The organism is Mesorhizobium sp. RSR565B (assembly GCF_054719465.1).
In genome coordinates this window covers 4,847,919-4,863,977 of the sequence record NZ_JBTTIE010000001.1, presented here as the reverse complement: position 1 = coordinate 4,863,977, position 16,059 = coordinate 4,847,919, and the positions used below count along the sequence as shown (strand labels likewise).

General features: G+C 63.9%; 14 protein-coding genes. 9 read left to right on the top strand and 5 right to left on the bottom strand.

The genetic code is table 11. From position 1 onward, the window contains the following. The first annotated feature begins 23 nt into the window (after positions 1–23). Positions 24–476: an Lrp/AsnC family transcriptional regulator gene (locus ACYG9R_RS23300; RefSeq protein WP_023681737.1), complete on the top strand. Its 453-nt coding sequence runs from the start codon at positions 24–26 to the stop codon at positions 474–476. Position 477: 1 nt separating this feature from the next. Here the strand turns inward: ACYG9R_RS23300 and ACYG9R_RS23295 are convergent, their stop codons facing one another. Together ACYG9R_RS23295 and ACYG9R_RS23290 are read right to left on the bottom strand one after the other, a co-directional pair. After that, positions 478–1,677 (bottom strand): cytochrome-c peroxidase, encoded by a 1,200-nt coding sequence (locus tag ACYG9R_RS23295; protein WP_023823053.1) that lies wholly within the window; start codon positions 1,675–1,677, stop codon positions 478–480. A 4-nt stretch (positions 1,678–1,681) separates the two neighbouring features. After that, the gene (locus ACYG9R_RS23290) at positions 1,682–2,125 is read right to left on the bottom strand and encodes a FixH family protein (RefSeq protein WP_023751587.1); all 444 of its coding nucleotides are present in this window, start codon (positions 2,123–2,125) and stop codon (positions 1,682–1,684) included. Positions 2,126–2,279: 154 nt separating this feature from the next. On the opposite strand from ACYG9R_RS23290, the gene ACYG9R_RS23285 reads away from it, so the two are divergent. Next, positions 2,280–3,200 carry a sugar kinase gene (locus ACYG9R_RS23285; RefSeq protein WP_023823054.1) on the top strand — a complete coding sequence of 307 codons (921 nt, stop codon included), beginning with the start codon at positions 2,280–2,282 and terminating at the stop codon, positions 3,198–3,200. A gap of 4 nt (positions 3,201–3,204) precedes the next feature. Here ACYG9R_RS23285 and ACYG9R_RS23280 read toward each other — a convergent pair whose 3' ends face one another. The 3 genes from ACYG9R_RS23280 to ACYG9R_RS23270 form a co-directional block, all read right to left on the bottom strand. Then, positions 3,205–4,230: an aldose epimerase family protein gene (locus ACYG9R_RS23280; protein ID WP_023823055.1), complete on the bottom strand. Its 1,026-nt coding sequence runs from the start codon at positions 4,228–4,230 to the stop codon at positions 3,205–3,207. Between the two features lie 193 nt (positions 4,231–4,423). Then, positions 4,424–5,881: an NAD-dependent succinate-semialdehyde dehydrogenase gene (locus tag ACYG9R_RS23275; protein WP_023670445.1), complete on the bottom strand. Its 1,458-nt coding sequence runs from the start codon at positions 5,879–5,881 to the stop codon at positions 4,424–4,426. 251 nt (positions 5,882–6,132) lie between these two features. Then, positions 6,133–7,083 (bottom strand): AEC family transporter, encoded by a 951-nt coding sequence (locus ACYG9R_RS23270; protein ID WP_023833822.1) that lies wholly within the window; start codon positions 7,081–7,083, stop codon positions 6,133–6,135. A gap of 145 nt (positions 7,084–7,228) precedes the next feature. Between ACYG9R_RS23270 and ACYG9R_RS23265 the strand changes: the two genes are divergently transcribed. From ACYG9R_RS23265 to ACYG9R_RS23235, 7 genes are all read left to right on the top strand, one after another. Next, positions 7,229–10,279 (top strand): caspase family protein, encoded by a 3,051-nt coding sequence (locus ACYG9R_RS23265; protein WP_245259997.1) that lies wholly within the window; start codon positions 7,229–7,231, stop codon positions 10,277–10,279. A gap of 98 nt (positions 10,280–10,377) precedes the next feature. Further along, positions 10,378–10,926, top strand: coding sequence for a histidine phosphatase family protein (locus tag ACYG9R_RS23260; RefSeq protein ID WP_023691044.1), 549 nt, complete (start codon positions 10,378–10,380; stop codon positions 10,924–10,926). Positions 10,927–11,135: 209 nt separating this feature from the next. After that, on the top strand, positions 11,136–11,417 hold the full coding sequence (locus ACYG9R_RS23255) for an acyl carrier protein (protein ID WP_010909964.1): 282 nt from the start codon (positions 11,136–11,138) through the stop codon (positions 11,415–11,417). Positions 11,418–11,472: 55 nt separating this feature from the next. Then, positions 11,473–12,663, top strand: a complete 1,191-nt coding sequence (locus ACYG9R_RS23250) for a beta-ketoacyl-ACP synthase (protein WP_023823058.1) — start codon at positions 11,473–11,475, stop codon at positions 12,661–12,663. A gap of 42 nt (positions 12,664–12,705) precedes the next feature. Beyond that, positions 12,706–13,977 carry a beta-ketoacyl-ACP synthase gene (locus ACYG9R_RS23245; protein WP_023700301.1) on the top strand — a complete coding sequence of 424 codons (1,272 nt, stop codon included), beginning with the start codon at positions 12,706–12,708 and terminating at the stop codon, positions 13,975–13,977. 36 nt (positions 13,978–14,013) lie between these two features. After that, positions 14,014–15,042, top strand: a complete 1,029-nt coding sequence (locus tag ACYG9R_RS23240; protein WP_023815478.1) for a zinc-binding dehydrogenase — start codon at positions 14,014–14,016, stop codon at positions 15,040–15,042. Between the two features lie 4 nt (positions 15,043–15,046). Continuing rightward, a complete protein-coding gene (locus ACYG9R_RS23235; protein ID WP_031199047.1) occupies positions 15,047–16,054 on the top strand; it encodes a lipid A biosynthesis lauroyl acyltransferase in 1,008 nt (335 codons plus the stop codon). The last annotated feature ends 5 nt before the right edge of the window (positions 16,055–16,059 follow it).

Sequence of the window (16,059 nt, the reverse complement as noted above, 5' to 3'; positions counted from 1 at the left end):
TTATCAGATGGGCTGTGATATCCGTGACAGAAGACCAATTGGACCGCATCGACAGAAACATCCTGTCGGCGCTGGCGCGCGACGGGCGGCTGTCCATGTCGGAACTGGCCGGCAAGGTCGGCCTGTCGAAGACGCCGGTGCAGGCGCGGGTGAAGCGCCTGGAGAAGGACGGCTATATCAGGGGCTATCAGGCGATCATCGATCGCGAGCGCATGGGCGAAGGCCATGTCGCCTTCGTCCAGGTCAAACTGTCGGACACGCGCTCGGCCGCGCTCGATGCTTTCAACCGTGCGGTGCAGGCCGTGCCGGAGATCGAGCAGTGCCACATGATGGCGTCGAGCTTCGATTATCTCCTGAAAGTCCGTACCACCGACATCGCCGCCTATCGCCGCGTGCTCGGCGAGCGCATCTCGGCACTGCCGCATGTTGCGCAGACCTCGACCTTCGTGGCCATGGAGACGGTGAAGGATCGCTAGCTCACTCCGACAGCGTCTTCAAAAACGCCACCAGCGCCGCGCGTTCGCGGTCCGACAGTTGCAACGGGTGCACTTCGGAGGTGCCTTCAACGGCCGCCTCCGCCTTCGCGTAGTGCGCCACCACCTCCTCCAGCGTGGAGAACTGTCCGGCATGCATATAGGGCGGCCGTGTCGCCGCGCCCCGCAGCGACGGCGTCTTGTAGGCACGCATCAGTTCGGGTGCTGCCTTGACGATGAAGCGCAGTTCTCCGCAGGCGCCGGCGTCGCCATCGCGGAAGGCGCCGAAGCAGTTGAATGGGTCGGCCTGAACCTGGGCCACCGCATCGAAACGGCCGCGATCCAATGGCAAATCCCTGACCGGCCGCACGCCGGTGTTGTGGAAAGCGTTGTCGGTGAAGCGCGGGCCGTTATGGCAGGTGACGCAATTGGCCTTGCCGATGAACAGTTTCAGCCCGAGCATCTCCTCCTGCGAAAAGGCATCGTCGGCTTTCGGCTTGGCGCCTGACGCAAGATCGATGGCAAAGCGGTCAAAGCGCGTCTGTGCCGGTTCGATCGACCGTTCGAAGGCGGCGATCGCCTTGCCGATGTTGGAAAAGACGCGGTTGACGTCGTCCATTTGGGCCGCGGTCATTGCCTTCCATGCCGCCTGCTCGGCCTCATTGCCTAGCGGGCTGGCGTTGGCCGGCACGGCGGAAAGATCCGGCAGTGGCCCGAAGATGCGCTCATAGCGCTCGCCGAACCGCTTCTGGATGTAATGCGCGAAGGCCGCGCGGTTCCCCGCCTGCTCAAGCCGGTTTTCCAGCGGCGTCAGCGCCTGCGCCCACAGGCTGTCGCGCCGTCCATCCCAGAAGAACCACGGATTGCGGGCAATGCCGGCCAGCGGCATCGAGCGCCTGTTGGTTCGGCCAACGCCGACGGATTGCGGCAGGTCATCCTGGAACTGCCGGTCGATCTTGTGGCAGGTCGAGCAGGATACGTTCCCGTCACGGCTCATCCCCTGGTCGAAGAACAGAGTGGAGCCCAGGGCTGCGGCGGCCGGCACGTCGGCGAAGCGGTTGGTGGTGTCGGGTTTGAGCGCCGGCAAGGTGTTCAGCGCCAGCGAAGCGATGGTCTTCTTCTCGGCATCGGAAAAGTCCGGCTTGCCGCAGCCGGCAACGAGCAAAACCGCAGCCAAGGCCAGAAGGCGCAACAGGCGGTTCATCCGCTCACAGCACCACGTTGAAGACGACCGTGTCGGAACCGGCCGCCGCCGAAATGGCGAAGCGCAACTGCCACACGCCGCTCATGGTGAATTTCAGCCCCTCGATCCGGTAGCGTCCCTCGCCAAGATAGTCGGTCGCCTGCGGACTGGTCGGCAAGCCGTGATTGTGCTGCGGCATGCCGCCGGACACCGAGATCGCCGCACCTTCCACGGAATCGCCCTTGACCGTCTTCAGGGTCAGCAACCAGGATTGCAGTTCGCCTTGCCGGATAACGCCGCGTTCCGGCTGAATGCTGGCGACAAACAAGCCGTTCGCCGTCTTCTTCGAGCGCGAAACATCGGGGCTCGGCGCCGACTGCGGCGCGGTCAGATAGACGATCGCCAATATGCCAGCCAGCAAGGCGGCCAGACCAACGCCCGCAAGAAGATAACGCCATATCGATGCCAAACCGGTTCCTCTTCTGGACATAACGTCTCGGGAAGCAATTCGCGTCCCGCCGCTTCTGTGGGAAAACGCTTCTGGCGCAAAAAACCGCCGCCGCCAAGCATGGCGCTGCCGGCCGCAAAAAGCTACAGCAGCGAACTGATCCGGAGACAGATACATGGCAGCAGACGGCGTCGCTTCGATCGGTGAATGCATGCTCGAACTGTCCGGCCAGGCCGGGCCGAACTGGCGCATGGGCTTTGCCGGCGACACGTTCAACACGCTGTGGGCGCTGCATGCGCTGAGCGGCGAGCGGCCGGCGACCTATGTCTCGGCCTTCGGCGACGATCCCTTCTCGCAGGGCCAGATTTCGTTCTTCGCCGAAAACGGCATCGACATCGGCGCCAGCCCGGTCATCCCAGGCGCGCGGCCCGGCCTCTACGCCATCACCTTGACCGGCGCCGAACGCGCCTTCACCTATTGGCGCAGCGACGCGGCGGCCAGGCGGCTCGCCTCGGACCCGGCCGCCTTGGCAAAAAGCCTTGAAAACCAGGCTTTTGTGTATTTTTCCGGAATCACTTTGGCAATTCTGGATGCCGCCGCGCGCAAGACGTTGCTGGCGGAAGTGTCCAAGGCGCGGGCTGCCGGTTCGCTCGTCGCCTTCGACCCCAACTACCGGCCGCGCCTGTGGCAGAGCCGCGAGGAGGCGCAAGCCGCGATCCTCGACGCGCTTGCCGTCACCGACATCGCGCTGCCGACCTTTCCCGACGAGCAGATGCTGTTTGGCGACACGGCACCGCAAGCGACCGCCGAGCGGTTCGGAAAACTGGTCGGCGAAGTCGTCGTCAAGAATGGCGAGGAACCCGCGCTGATCGCCACTGGCGGAGCCCTGCAGCCGGTTCCGGCCCAGCATGTCACCACCCCGGTCGACACCACCGGCGCCGGCGATTCCTTCAATGGCGGCTATCTCGCCGCCCGGCTTGCCGGCCATGCCCCGGCGGATGCCGTGCAGCGCGCGCATCGCGTCGCCGCCGCTGTCGTGCAGGTGCGAGGCGCGCTGGCGCCGTTCGAGGTTCTAAGAACCGCTTTCGAGGGCTAAGACCTTAGGGAAGCCTGAAACGATATTCCGTCACCTGATGATAGATCTGGCCCGGCCACAGCGTGGCCTGCGGGAAATAGGGCCGGTTCGGCGCGTCGGGCCAGGTCTGCGCTTCCAGGCAAAAGCCGGAAAACGCCTTGTAGCGCCGTCCGTCCAGGCCGCCCGAGGTCGGCGCGACATACTGGCCGGTGTAAAGCTGCAGGCCCGGCTCGGTGGTCCAGACTTCCATCTCGACGCCGGAATTGGCGCCTTGCGCCCACGCCACCTGGTGAAGCGGGCCCCGGGCTGACGCCAGGCAGAAATTGACGTCGTAGGGAAGCTGCTCGCCTTCCGTTTCCATGCGCAGCGGCCGCGCCTGGCGGAAGTCGAAGGGCGTGCCGTCGACAGGTTTGACGACGCCGGTCGGGATCATCTCGCCATCGACAGGCGTATAGGCGCCGGCGTTCAGCATCAGCCGGTGGTCGAGAATGTCGCCGGCGCCGCCATCGTCGAGATTGAAATAGGAATGCTGCGCCAGATTGCACAGCGTCGGCTCCTCGCAAGTGGCGGTCAGTTCCATCGAGAGCGTGCCGGGGATCTTCAGCCGGTAGGTGCAGGTGACGTCGAGCGCGCCGGGAAAGCCCATCGGGCCCTCGGGATCGTGCAGGGTCAGCGTGACAAAATCCCGGCCGTGCAGCGAAACCGTCCACGGCCGGTGGAAGAAGCCCTCCGAGCCGCCATGCAGCGTGTGCTTGCCGAGGAAATTGCGCTCAGTCTGGTAGCGCTGGCCGGCAATGGTGAAGCGGCCGTCGCGGATGCGGTTGGCATAGCGGCCGACGACCGCGCCGAAGAAGGCCCGGTCGGTCTCGTAAGGTTCGAAGCGGTCGTAGCCCAGCACCAGCGGCGCGTCGTGACCGGCGAGCCGCAGATCCTGGATGATTGCGCCGAGCCCGATGATGTTGGCGCTGACGCCGCCGCCCCGGATGGTGAAACGGCGAACGGGTTCGCCTGCCTGCGTCGTGCCGAAGACTTCGCCGTCCTTCATCGCTATGTCCAAATGCTAATTCGTCGATCTATCGACTTAGAGCAATTCCAGGAAAAGTGTGAAACGGTTTTCCGTCCGGAATTGCAAAAAACAAAGAACTGGAGCGGTTCGGCGTTTCCGTGAAACGCTGAACCGCTCCAGTCCGGCTGAATGTCGTCTGGCAAGGGCCGGCCCGCGGCCTGCCCTGCCCGTCAATGATTTAGAGGCCGAGCCCCCCGATGCAGACATATTTGGTGTCGAGATAGTCCTCGATGCCCTGATGTCCGCCTTCCTTGCCGAGGCCCGATTCCTTGACGCCGCCGAACGGCGCTTCCGGCGTGGTGATCAGGCCTTCATTGACGCCGACCATGCCGTATTTCAGGCCTTCCATGACCCGGAAGGCGCGGCCGAGATCGCCGGTGTAGAAATAGGCGGCCAGGCCGAACTCGGTGTCGTTGGCAAGCGCAATGGCTTCCTCTTCGGTCTCGAACTTGAACACCGGGGCGATCGGGCCAAAAATCTCTTCCTTCATGAAGCGCATGTCAGGCTTCGCATCGGCGATGACGGTCGGCTGGAAGAATGAGCCGCCAAGCGCGTGGCGCTTGCCGCCGGCAACGACCTTGCCACCCTTCGACGTGGCGTCGGCGATGAATTCCTCGACCTTCTCGACCGCCTTCACGTCGATCAGCGGTCCCTGCTGCACGCCCTCTTCCAGGCCCGAGCCAACTTTCAGCGCATTGCTGGCAGCGGCCAGCTTCTCGACAAACTTGTCGTAGATGCCGGCCTGCACCAGGAAGCGGTTGGTGCACACGCAGGTCTGGCCTGAATTGCGGTATTTGGCGGTGATGGCGCCGGCGACGGCGCGATCGAGGTCGGCATCGTCGAAGACCAGGAACGGCGCATTGCCGCCGAGTTCCATCGAGACCTTCTTGACGGTGACGGACGACTTCTGAATCAGCAGCTTGCCGATCTCGGTCGAGCCGGTGAAGGTGATCTTCGACACCAGCGGATTGGCGCAGATCTCGTCGCCGATTTCGCCGGCAGCACCCGTCAGGATGTTGATGACGCCCTTTGGGAAGCCGACTTCCTCGGCGAGCGCGCCCCATGCAAGGCCGGAATACGGCGTCTGCGAGGCCGGCTTGACCACGGCGGTGCAGCCGGCGGCAAGCGCGGGGCCAAGCTTGCGGGCAAGCATCGAGGAGGGGAAATTCCACGGCGTGATGGCGGCAATGACGCCGACCGGCTCCTTGGTCACCAGGATGCGGCGATCGCCCCATGGCGATGGCACGACATCGCCATAGGTGCGGCGGCCTTCCTCGGCAAACCACATGATGTAGGCGGCAGCCGAACCGATCTCGCCCTTGGATTCGGCGAGCGACTTGCCCTGCTCGATGGTGAGCAGTTCGGCCAGCACATCCTGATTGTCCATCATCGCGTCATGCAGCTTGCGCAACAGCTTCGAGCGCTCAAGCGCGGTCGTCTTGCGCCAGGTCTTGAAGGCTTCGCTTGCGGCTTCGATGGCGCGGCGGGTTTCCGCCTTGCCCGACTTCGGCACGGTGCCGATCTTGAGACCGGTGGCCGGGTTGTTGACGTCGACCGTCTGGCCGCTGTCGGCCTGCACCCATTCGCCGTTGATGAGATTGGCCTGGCGCATGAAATGGCTGGTTTTCTGCAGCATGGTCTAGCCTCCGTTCGGCGCACTGACGGGCCGGTTTCCTGGATCTCTTGAACGAGCGTGCACAATGGCGGCGGAGCCGACACGCTGAAGCCACTGCTCTTTACCTAGGGCAAGCCCGGCAAGCAATTGCAAGATGGCATATAGGCTTTGGGCCAGCCCAACGCCAGAGAAAATTCACATGTAAATTAGTTTGGGCCGCAGCCTTGTCAAAGACCAGCCTTGCCAAAGACCAGCCTTACAGAAGACCAAGCCTACCCAAAGACATGCACCACCACCGTCAGCCAAAAGGCGGTTGTAACAACCGCGCTTGCCGTGGCGATGGTCATCTGGTTCGACGCCAGCGCCTGGCCGGTGTTGAACTGCACGGCGATGAGATAGGAATTGATGCCGGACGGCAGCGCCGCCACCACGACCGCCACTTTGGCCGTCAAGGGCGGCAGGCCAAACAGCCAGACCAGGCCGAGCACCAGCGCCGGCATCAGGAACAGTTTCAGCGTCGACAGCGCCAGCGCCGGTCGGATGTTACCGGAAATGCCGAAACGGCGCAGGCTGAGCCCCATGGCGAACAGCGCCACCGGCCCGGCGGTGTTAGCCAGCGCATCGGCCAATCGCATGGCAAGGTTCGGCAGCGGCGCGCCGGTGAGGCGCCATGCCAGCCCGGCCAGGATGCCGATGATCAACGGATTGGTGAACAGTCTTCTCAGAAAGCTCTGGATGATGCGCAGCGGGTGTACGGGCTCGCTGACGCCGCGGCCAAATATCTCGAACATGATGATCGAAGCCATCATCATGGTCGGCAGATGCACGGAAACGAGCAGCGACAGCACTTCGAATCCGCTGGACCCGAATACGCCGAGAACGAAGGGAATGCCCAGCAACACCACATTCGAGAAGGATGACGACACTCCACCGACGATGCCGGTGCGCGCGTCCCGCCCGAAGATCCGTGTCGTCACCAGATGGCCGGCGGCCCATGTCATTGCAACCGCCGCGAAATAAGCACCCCACAGCGACCAGGGCGCCACGCCGTGGAAATCCGAATTCACCATCGTCCGAAACAGCAGCAGCGGCATCGCGACGTTGATGGCGAATTCGGAGATGCCGTCCCCGCTGGCCGGTTTCAGATAGCCGGTGAGCCCGGTGACATAGCCGAGCGCGACGAGGCTGAAGACGAAAAGAACGGTTTCGGTGAGCGGAGACATTTTTCAGGGATAGGCGAGCCCGGATTCCAGCGCAATCGCCATGATCTTCAGAAACTGATCCTCGATCCGCCCGGCGCCTGAATTTGATAATGGTCGGGTGGCAGCGCTATACAGGCTTGGTATCATCAGGGCGGACACACAGCGAATGGTTGCGACGCCGAAACAGCGTCATTTCAGACAGGGGTGGCTGGTCAGACAAGTGTGGCTGGTCAGACAGGGGTGGCTGGCGGGTTTCGTCGCTATACTGCTTTGCCTTGGCGTATCTGAGGCCCAGGCCGCCGAGACCAAAAGTCTCAAGGGCGTGGCGCTGATCATCGGCCAGTCGAAATACGAACACATCGCAGCCCTTGCCAACCCGGCCAACGACGCCCGCGACATGGCCAAGATGCTGACCGACCTCGGCTTCGACGCCCGCAACGTCACCGATCGCGATGCCGCCAAGCTGAAGCGCGATCTCGATCGGTTTGTCGAGGACGCCGAAGGCGCCGACGTCGCCTTCATCTATTATTCCGGCCACGGCATCGAGGCGGGCGGCGAGAACTATCTGGTGCCGGTCGATGCCGACGTCTCGTCGTTGAAAAATGCCGGTGAGGCGCTGGTGCCGATTTCAGCCGTCATGGACGAGCTGAAAAAGACCGTGCCGGTGACGATCGTGCTGCTTGACGCCTGCCGCACCAACCCGTTTCCGCCGGACGCGGTCGTGCGCCGCGGGCCGACGGCTTCCGCCGAGCCTGTCGGCGCCGGCGGGCTGGAACCGGTGCGCGGCGCCAAGGCGCTTGCCAGTGCCTCAGTGGATGATGCCAGCCTGGGAACCGTGGTCGGCTTCGCCGCCGAGCCGGGCCGACCCGCACTTGATGGCGCCGCCGGCGAAAACAGCCCCTACGCCGCCGCCCTGCTGCGCCACCTCACCGCGATGAAAGGCACGGAATTCGGCTCGGTCATGCGCATGGTTACCGAGGAGGTCTATCTCGACACCAAGGCAAAGCAGCGCCCCTGGGTCAGCGAGAGCCTGCGTCGCCTGCTCTATTTCGGCGTCGCGCCGCCGGAACCGACTGGCGACGACGGGCTGATCACCGGTGAGCGGCGGCAATTGCTGCTGACCATTTCCGACCTGCCCGATCCCAAACGGGCTCAGGTGGAGCTGGCTTCTCTGCAGGACGGCGTGCCCCTTGACGCGCTCTACGGCGTGCTCAAGGCGCTCGGCACGGAAAAGATCCCTGAGGATCCGAACGACCTGCAGAAGGTGCTGGACAGCCAGGCCGAGCGTCTGAAGAAGATGATGGCCGAGCGCGCCGCATTACGCACCGACGATCCTGAGATCAGTCGCCTGGTCGCATCCGCCGACAAGGCCATCGGCCAGGGCGCCATGGTGACGGCGCGCAAATTCCTCGACGACGCGGTCGGCCGGATCGAGGAAAACAGCGGTGCGGTCGACGAGGCCGAGGACCTGCTCCGGCAGAAGCGCATCGCCGACGCCGCCATCTATGCCAAACGCGCCGACGCCGCCGCGCTGGTCTTCGACTACAAATCCGCCGCCACCGACCATGCCAAGGCGTATTCGTTGGTCGAGAAGTGGGACGAAAAGCTGCGCTGGAACTACAAGAACCAGGAGGCCGAGGCGCTGAACGCTTATGGCTACGCCACCGGCGACCTCGATGCACTACAACAGTCCATCGAGGCCTATCATGTCATCTTGAACTTCATTCCCAATGGCGAACAGAGCCGCGATTGGGCAATCACTCGCAACAACATGGCGGTCGTGCTGCAAACCATCGGCGAACGCGAAACCGAGACCGCGCATCTGGAAGAGGCAGCGCAGATCTTCCGCGGTTCGCTTGCCGTTTTCGAGCGCGAGAAAGATGATCGCAACTGGGCCGCTGCGCAGAACAACCTGGCCAATGTGCTGCTTAAGATCGGCGAACGCGAAAGCGACCCCAAGCGCCTGAACGATGCGGTGGCGGCAATGCGCGCCACGCTGGAGAAGCGCCCGCGCGACAAGCTGCCTTTGGACTGGGCCTCTTCGCAGAACAATCTTGGCCTCGCCCTCTATGCGCTCTCCGAACGCGAACCCACCGGCGAGCATCTGAAGCAGGCCGAAGCCGCCTACCGGCTGGCGCTCGAGGAGTACACGCGCGAAAAAACGCCGGTAGAATGGGCGATGATCGAGAACAATCTCGGCAACACGCTGGTCACGCTTGGCATCCAGCTCAACGACAAGGCGAAGATCAACGAGGCGGCCGACGCGTTTCGCGCCGCGCTGGAAGTGCGAACCCGCGAAACTTTCCCGGTGTCCTGGGCGACCAGCCGCCTCAACCTGGGCAATGCGCTGAGCGGTATCGCCCGCTTCGATATGGGCACGGCTACGCTCGAAGAAGCTGCTGCTGCCTATGACGACGCTCTGACGGTGTTTACCCGCAAGCGCTTCCCGATGGACTGGGCGTCAGCCCAGAACAATCTCGGCTCGATCTATCAGACGCTGGGCCAGCGCACGCGTGATGCGGTCAAGCTGGAACAGTCGGCGGCAGCCTTCCAGGCGGCACGGCAGGTCTATGTCAGGCGGAAGTTCCCGCAGGACTGGGCGATGAGCTACTACAATCTCGGCAACACGCTGCAGCTTCTCGGCGGCGTCACCGACAAGCCCGAGCATTACAGCGAGGCGGTCGACGCCTACGGCAATGCGTTGCGCGAGTACAAGCGCGAGACCAACCCGCGGCAATGGGCAATGGCCCAGGCCGGCCTGGGCTCGACGCTGCACTGGTTGAGCATGAGCAATGGCGATGCCAAGACGCTGCAGGATTCGATTGCGGCGCGGCGGGCAGCGCTCGAAATACTCACCATCGAGGCCGCGCCGGTCGACTGGGCCAACGCTCAAAATGGCATCGGTATGAGCCTGCTCAATCTCGGCAATCTCCAGCGGACCGACAAATATCTCAACGACGCCGAAGCGGCGTTCACGGCGGCGCTGAAGGTGTTTACGCGCGAAAGTCAGCCGCTGCAGTGGGCCTTCGAGCAGAACAATATCGGCGACGTCCACTGGAACCGCGCCAGCTATGGCGCGGGCAAGCCGGAATATCTCAAGGCGATCGAATTCTTCGAGAACGCCAAGCAGGGCTTCACAGAAGCCGGCTACACGATCCCTATCCCGCTCACCGATCAGAAGATCGAGCTGGCGAAGAAGCAAATGGCGAAAATGTGAAGCGAACCGAGGGTTCGCCTTTCGCTTGTCTTTGTGCCGGCTTTCCGATCCCTATATCAGAATGACCGGAGCGGCATCCGGCTCCCGGAAAGGTTTCGATGATTCGATTTGTGCTGTCGCTGTTCCTGCTTGCTGTTCCCGCCGTCGCCCACGCGACCGACGCCGGCTGGGCGCTGCTGCGTGACGGCGGCCATGTCGTGCTGCTTCGCCACGCACTGGTCACCGGCACCACCGACCCCGCCAATTTCGACATCGACAACTGCGCCACCCAGGTCAATCTATCGGCGCGCGGCAAGCAGCAGGCGAGCAAGATCGGCGCGCTGTTCGGCGCCCGCGCCGCCCCCATCGAGCGGGTGCTGTCCAGCCGCTATTGCCGCTGCCTCGACACCGCCCGCATCGCCTTCGAGGCGGAGCCGGAGCTTTTTGCGCCGCTCGACCTCCTGAGGAGCGATCCGACCGAGAAGGCCGCGCAGCTCGACGCGGTGATGAAGGAAATCCGCGCCTACACCGGTTCCGACAATCTGGTCATGGTCACGCATCTCGAAAACATCGTCGCGCTGACCGGCGTCTCGCCGCGCGAGGGCGAAGCGGTGGTGGTCGAGCCGCAGGGCGATGGCTTGCGCGTGCTCGGCCGCGTCACGTTCTGAGAAAGCCAGTGGTCAAGCTCCCTAAAAACTGATCTGACGTAACGTCAACTGGAAGGGCCGCCGGCTTGTCGGGCAGCCCTTCTTGTCTTTATGGGAAGGCCATACCATCTGCGCCCCGCGCATCAGGCCTTTTCCTGCCGGGAAAAACCGATTAGACAGCGCCCAAACCAGATGCGGACAGATTCCGCCCGCAACCGAAGGAAGAGCCCTTGTCCACCACGTTCGACAAAGTCGCCAAGATCATTGCCGACACCAGCGAGATCGATATCGACACCATCACTCCCGAGAGCCACACGATCGACGATCTCGGCATCGACAGTCTCGATTTCCTCGATATCGTCTTTGCCATCGACAAGGAATTCGGCATCAAGGTGCCGCTGGAAAAGTGGACCCAGGAAGTCAATGACGGCAAGGCTTCGACCGACGATTACTTCGTCATGAAGAACCTGTGCGCCAAGATCGACGCGCTGGTCGCCGCCAAGACCGCCTGATATCGGCTGGCGCGCGGCCTTGACGGGCTGCGCCGCCTGACCCACAAAGCCGCTCATGAGCAGCCGTCGCGACGTCGTCATCACCGGTATCGGCCTTGTCTCCTCGCTGGGAGAGGGTCCGGATACCCACTGGCAGAAGCTGGCGCAGCCCGGCTTGCAGCCGGTGCTCGAAGCCGCGCGCTTTGCGCCCTACACCGTGCATCCCCTGCCGGAGATCGACTGGAACCTGCAGATCGCCAAGCGCGGCGACCAGCGGCAGATGGAAACCTGGCAGAGGCTGGGCACCTATGCCGCCGGCATGGCGCTGGATGACGCCGGCATCAAGGGCAATGACGAGCTCTGCACGACCATGGACATGGTGGTGGCCGCCGGCGGCGGCGAGCGGGACGAGGCGGTCGATGCCGCCATCCTCGCAGCGTCCGAGAGCCGCAACGACCGCGACGTGCTGCTCAACGAGAAACTGACCACCGAATTGCGGCCGACCCTTTTCCTGGCCCAGCTCTCCAATCTGCTCGCCGGCAACATCTCCATCGTCCACAAGGTGACGGGGTCGTCGAGGACCTTCATGGGCGAGGAAGGTGCCGGCGTCGCCGCCGTCGAGACCGCCGCGGCGCGCATCCGCTCCGGACAGTCGACCCACATACTGGTAGGTGGCGCCTTCCAGACCGAACATTCCGACATGCTGCTCGGCTATGAATTGGCCGGCTATCTGCATCGCGGCCCATGGAAGCCGGTCTGGCAGAGACAGGGCGCCGAGGGCGGTGGCCTGGTCTCCGGCTCCGGCGGCGCGTTCCTGGTGCTGGAGCAGCGCGAACACGCGCAAAGCCGTGGGCGGAAAATCTATGCCGAGCTCGGACCGGTCGTCTCAGGCCGCGCCCGGCGCTCGCGCGGCGAGCTTGACGCCGAGATCGCGGCATTGCTCAAACAGGCGGCTCTCCCGAACGGCAAGTTGCTGGCCCTGTCGGGCGCATCCGGGGCGCATACCGCAACGTCAGCCGAAAAGTCAGCGCTGGATGCCAATCCGGCGATATCGGCGCGCGGCTTCGCCACGCTGACCGGGCATATGAAGGAAGCGCAGTTTCCATTCGCGGTCGCCCTCGCCGCCCTGGCCGTCGACCGCAAGGCCGCCTACCCCGTATTCGACGCCGCGGCCGAGAAGCCGTTCGAAGGCATTCCCGAAACCGTGCTCGCAACGGCGATCGGCTATCACCAATTCGAGGGCATGGCGCTGGTCAACGCTGCTTGAAGCAGCGCTGCGCGATCGTGCTGCAAAGTTAAGAGGTTCCGGATGGCCAATCTCAGAGATCACATGGGCAGGCCGATCGTCGCCGTCACCGGCATCGGCGTGGTAACGTCGCTCGGCATCGGCAAGGCCGATAACTGGGCGGCACTGACCTCCGGCAAATCGGGCATCCACCCGATCACCCGCTTTCCCGTCGACCACCTCAACACCCGCATCTCCGGCATGGTCGACTTCCTCGACTCAAGCTCGAAAGGCGCCAGCCTGCTGACCTACGAGCTGGCCGAAACCGCAGCGAAGGAGGCGGTGGCCGAATCCGGCCTCGATTCCTCTGATTTTGGCGGGCCTCTGTTCCTCGCCTCGCCGCCGGTCGAACTCGACTGGCAGGATCGCTTCGCGCTCTACAATTCCGACGGCAAAGGCGCCGGCGCCGAAAGGCTGCTCAGGGTGGCGCGCGGGCTGAAGGAAACAGATACGTTCGCAAGCACGCAGTTCGGCGCGATCGCCGACCGGCTGGCCGACCGCTTTGGCACGCGCGGCCTGCCGATCACGCTGTCGACGGCCTGCGCTTCGGGCGCCACCGCCATCCAGCTCGGCGTCGAGGCGATCCGGCGCGGCGAATGCGACCGGGCGCTGTCGATCGGCGCCGACGGTTCGGCAACCGCCGAGGCGCTGATCCGCTTTTCGCTGCTCTCGGCGCTGTCGACCCACAATGACATCCCGGAAAAGGCGTCAAAACCCTTCTCCAAGGACCGCGACGGCTTTGTGCTGGCCGAAGGCTCCGGCGCTCTGGTGTTGGAATCGCTTGAGGCGGCCCTTGCACGGGGCGCAAGCGTTCTCGGCATCCTGCGCGGCTGCGGTGAAAAGGCCGACGATTTCCATCGCACCCGTTCCAAGCCCGACGGTTCCCCGGCGATCGCAGCAGTGCGCGCCGCTCTTGCCGATGCCGGCTTGAGCAAGGACGAGATCGACTACGTCAACGCTCACGGCACCTCGACACCGGAAAACGACAAGATGGAGCATCTGTCGCTGTCGACCGTGTTCGGCGATCGCATCGGCTCGATGCCGGTCTCGTCCAACAAGTCGATGATCGGCCACACGCTGTCGGCGGCCGGCGCCGTCGAAGCGGCGTTTTCGCTGATGACCATGCGCGAAAGCGTCATTCCGCCGACCATCAACTACGACAATCCCGACCCGGCAATCGTGCTCGACGTGGTGCCCAACAAGAAGCGCAATGCCGAAGTCGGCACCGTGCTCTCGAACTCGTTCGGCTTCGGCGGCCAGAACACTTGCCTTGTCATGGCGCGGGAACCGGTCTAAGCGACCTTTTTCAGCCAGACTGAACTGACAGGCCCCATGCGCGCACTGCAACTTATCGAGGACCGCCGTCTTGAAACGGTGGACCTGCCGCCCCCGCCGCCCCCCGCATTGGGCGAAGTCACGCTGCGCATCAAGGCGGTGGCGCTGAACCATATCGACGTCTGGGGCTGGCGTGGCATGGCCTTTGCCAAGCGTAAGCTGCCGCTGGTCGTCGGCGCCGAAGCCTCCGGCGAGGTCGAAGCTGTCGGCCCCGGCGTCTCCAGCCTGCTGCCCGGACAATTGCTGTCGATCTACGGCGCGCGCACCTGCGGCCTTTGCCGCGCCTGCCGCGAAGGCCGCGACAATCTCTGCGAACATGTCTCGGGCGTCCACGGCTTCCATCTCGACGGCTTTGCCCAGGAGAAGATCAACCTGCCGGCGCGCCTGCTGGTCCCTGCTCCTCCCGGCGTGACCGATGTCGGCGCTGCCGTCGCCCCCGTCACCTTCGGCACCGTAGAGCACATGCTGTTCGACAATGCCAAGCTGCAGCCCGGCGAAACCATCCTCATCCATGCCGGCGGCTCCGGCATCGGCTCGGCGGCGATCCAGCTGGCCAAGCGCATGGGTTGCACCATCATCACCACGGTCGGTTCCAACGACAAGATCGACAAGGCCAAGGCGCTCGGCGCCGACCATGTCATCAACTACCGCGACGATCGTTTCGAAGGCGTCGTGCGCAAGCTCACCAGGAAGAAGGGCGTCGACGTCGTCTTCGAACATGTCGGCGCCGACACCTTTGCCGCCTCGATGCTTTGCCTCAAGCGCGGCGGCCGCCTCGTCACCTGCGGCTCGACCTCGGGCGTGTCGACGCAGATCAATCTGATGCAGCTGTTCCAGCAGCAGCTGAAGCTGCTCGGGTCCTTCGGCTGCCGCATGGAGAACATGGCCAACGCCATGCAGAAGATGGCGGCGGGACAGGTCGCACCTGTCATCGACACCGAAGTCGGCTTCGACGGCATCGACGCCGCGTTGAAGCGCATGGAAGGCCGCGACGTGTTCGGCAAGATCATCCTGCGCGTTTCTTAGGACTATGGTCGGCAAGGTGTTCAAGAAAGCCCGCCGGGACTTCATGTTCCGCTATGGCCGAAGACTGCGCCAGATGGAGCACTGGCTGGTGGCGCGCGTGGCGATGACGATCATCTCGCTGCTGCGCCTCCTGCCCGCGGACAGGGCGCTCAATTTCGCCGACCGCGCGGCCCGGCGCATCGGTCCGCGGGTCGGGCGCCACCGTGTCGCCATCGACAATCTGCGCCTTGCCTATCCCGAAAAGAGCGATGTCGAGATCGAGGCCATCGCCTCCGACATGTGGGGCAACATGGCCCGGCTCGCCGCCGAATACATCTTTCTTGACGCGCTCTTCGATTATGATCCGAAGGCAGCGACGCCCGGCCGCGTCGAAGTCGGTGGCGCCGATCATTTCCATCAGATAGCTGGCGAGGACAAACCGCATATCCTGTTCACCGGCCATCTCGGCAATTTCGAGCTGCTGCCCGTGGCAGCCGCGACGTTCGGCATGAAGATCACGGCGCTGTTTCGTCCGCCCAACAATCCTTACCTCGCCGATTATATCCATTCGACGCGGCGTTCGAGCATGGGCGCCTTGCTGCCGTCTTCGACCGGCGCCTCCTTCGCGCTGGCGTCGATTCTGGAGAAAGGCGGCAATATCGGCGTTTTAGTCGACCAGAAATTCTCCAGCGGGCTGGAGACGATCTTCTTTAACCGCCCATGCCAGAGCAATCCGGTTCTGGGCATGCTCGCCCGTCACTATGATTGCGACGTCTATCCGGCGCGATGTGTGCGGCTGCCTGGCAACCGCTTCCGCCTCGAGATCGAGGACAAGCTGACCTTGCCGCGCAATGAAAGCGGCAGCGTCGATGTCGCGGCCACCACCCAACTGCTCGCCGACGTGGTCGAGCGCTGGGTGCGCGAGGATCCGGGACAGTGGATGTGGTTCCACAAAAGGTGGGAAATCTCAGGCCGGCGTCGCCGCCGGCGTGGACAGGCCAACGCCACCGGCCAGCGGCAGCGTCAATCTTAAGTCGC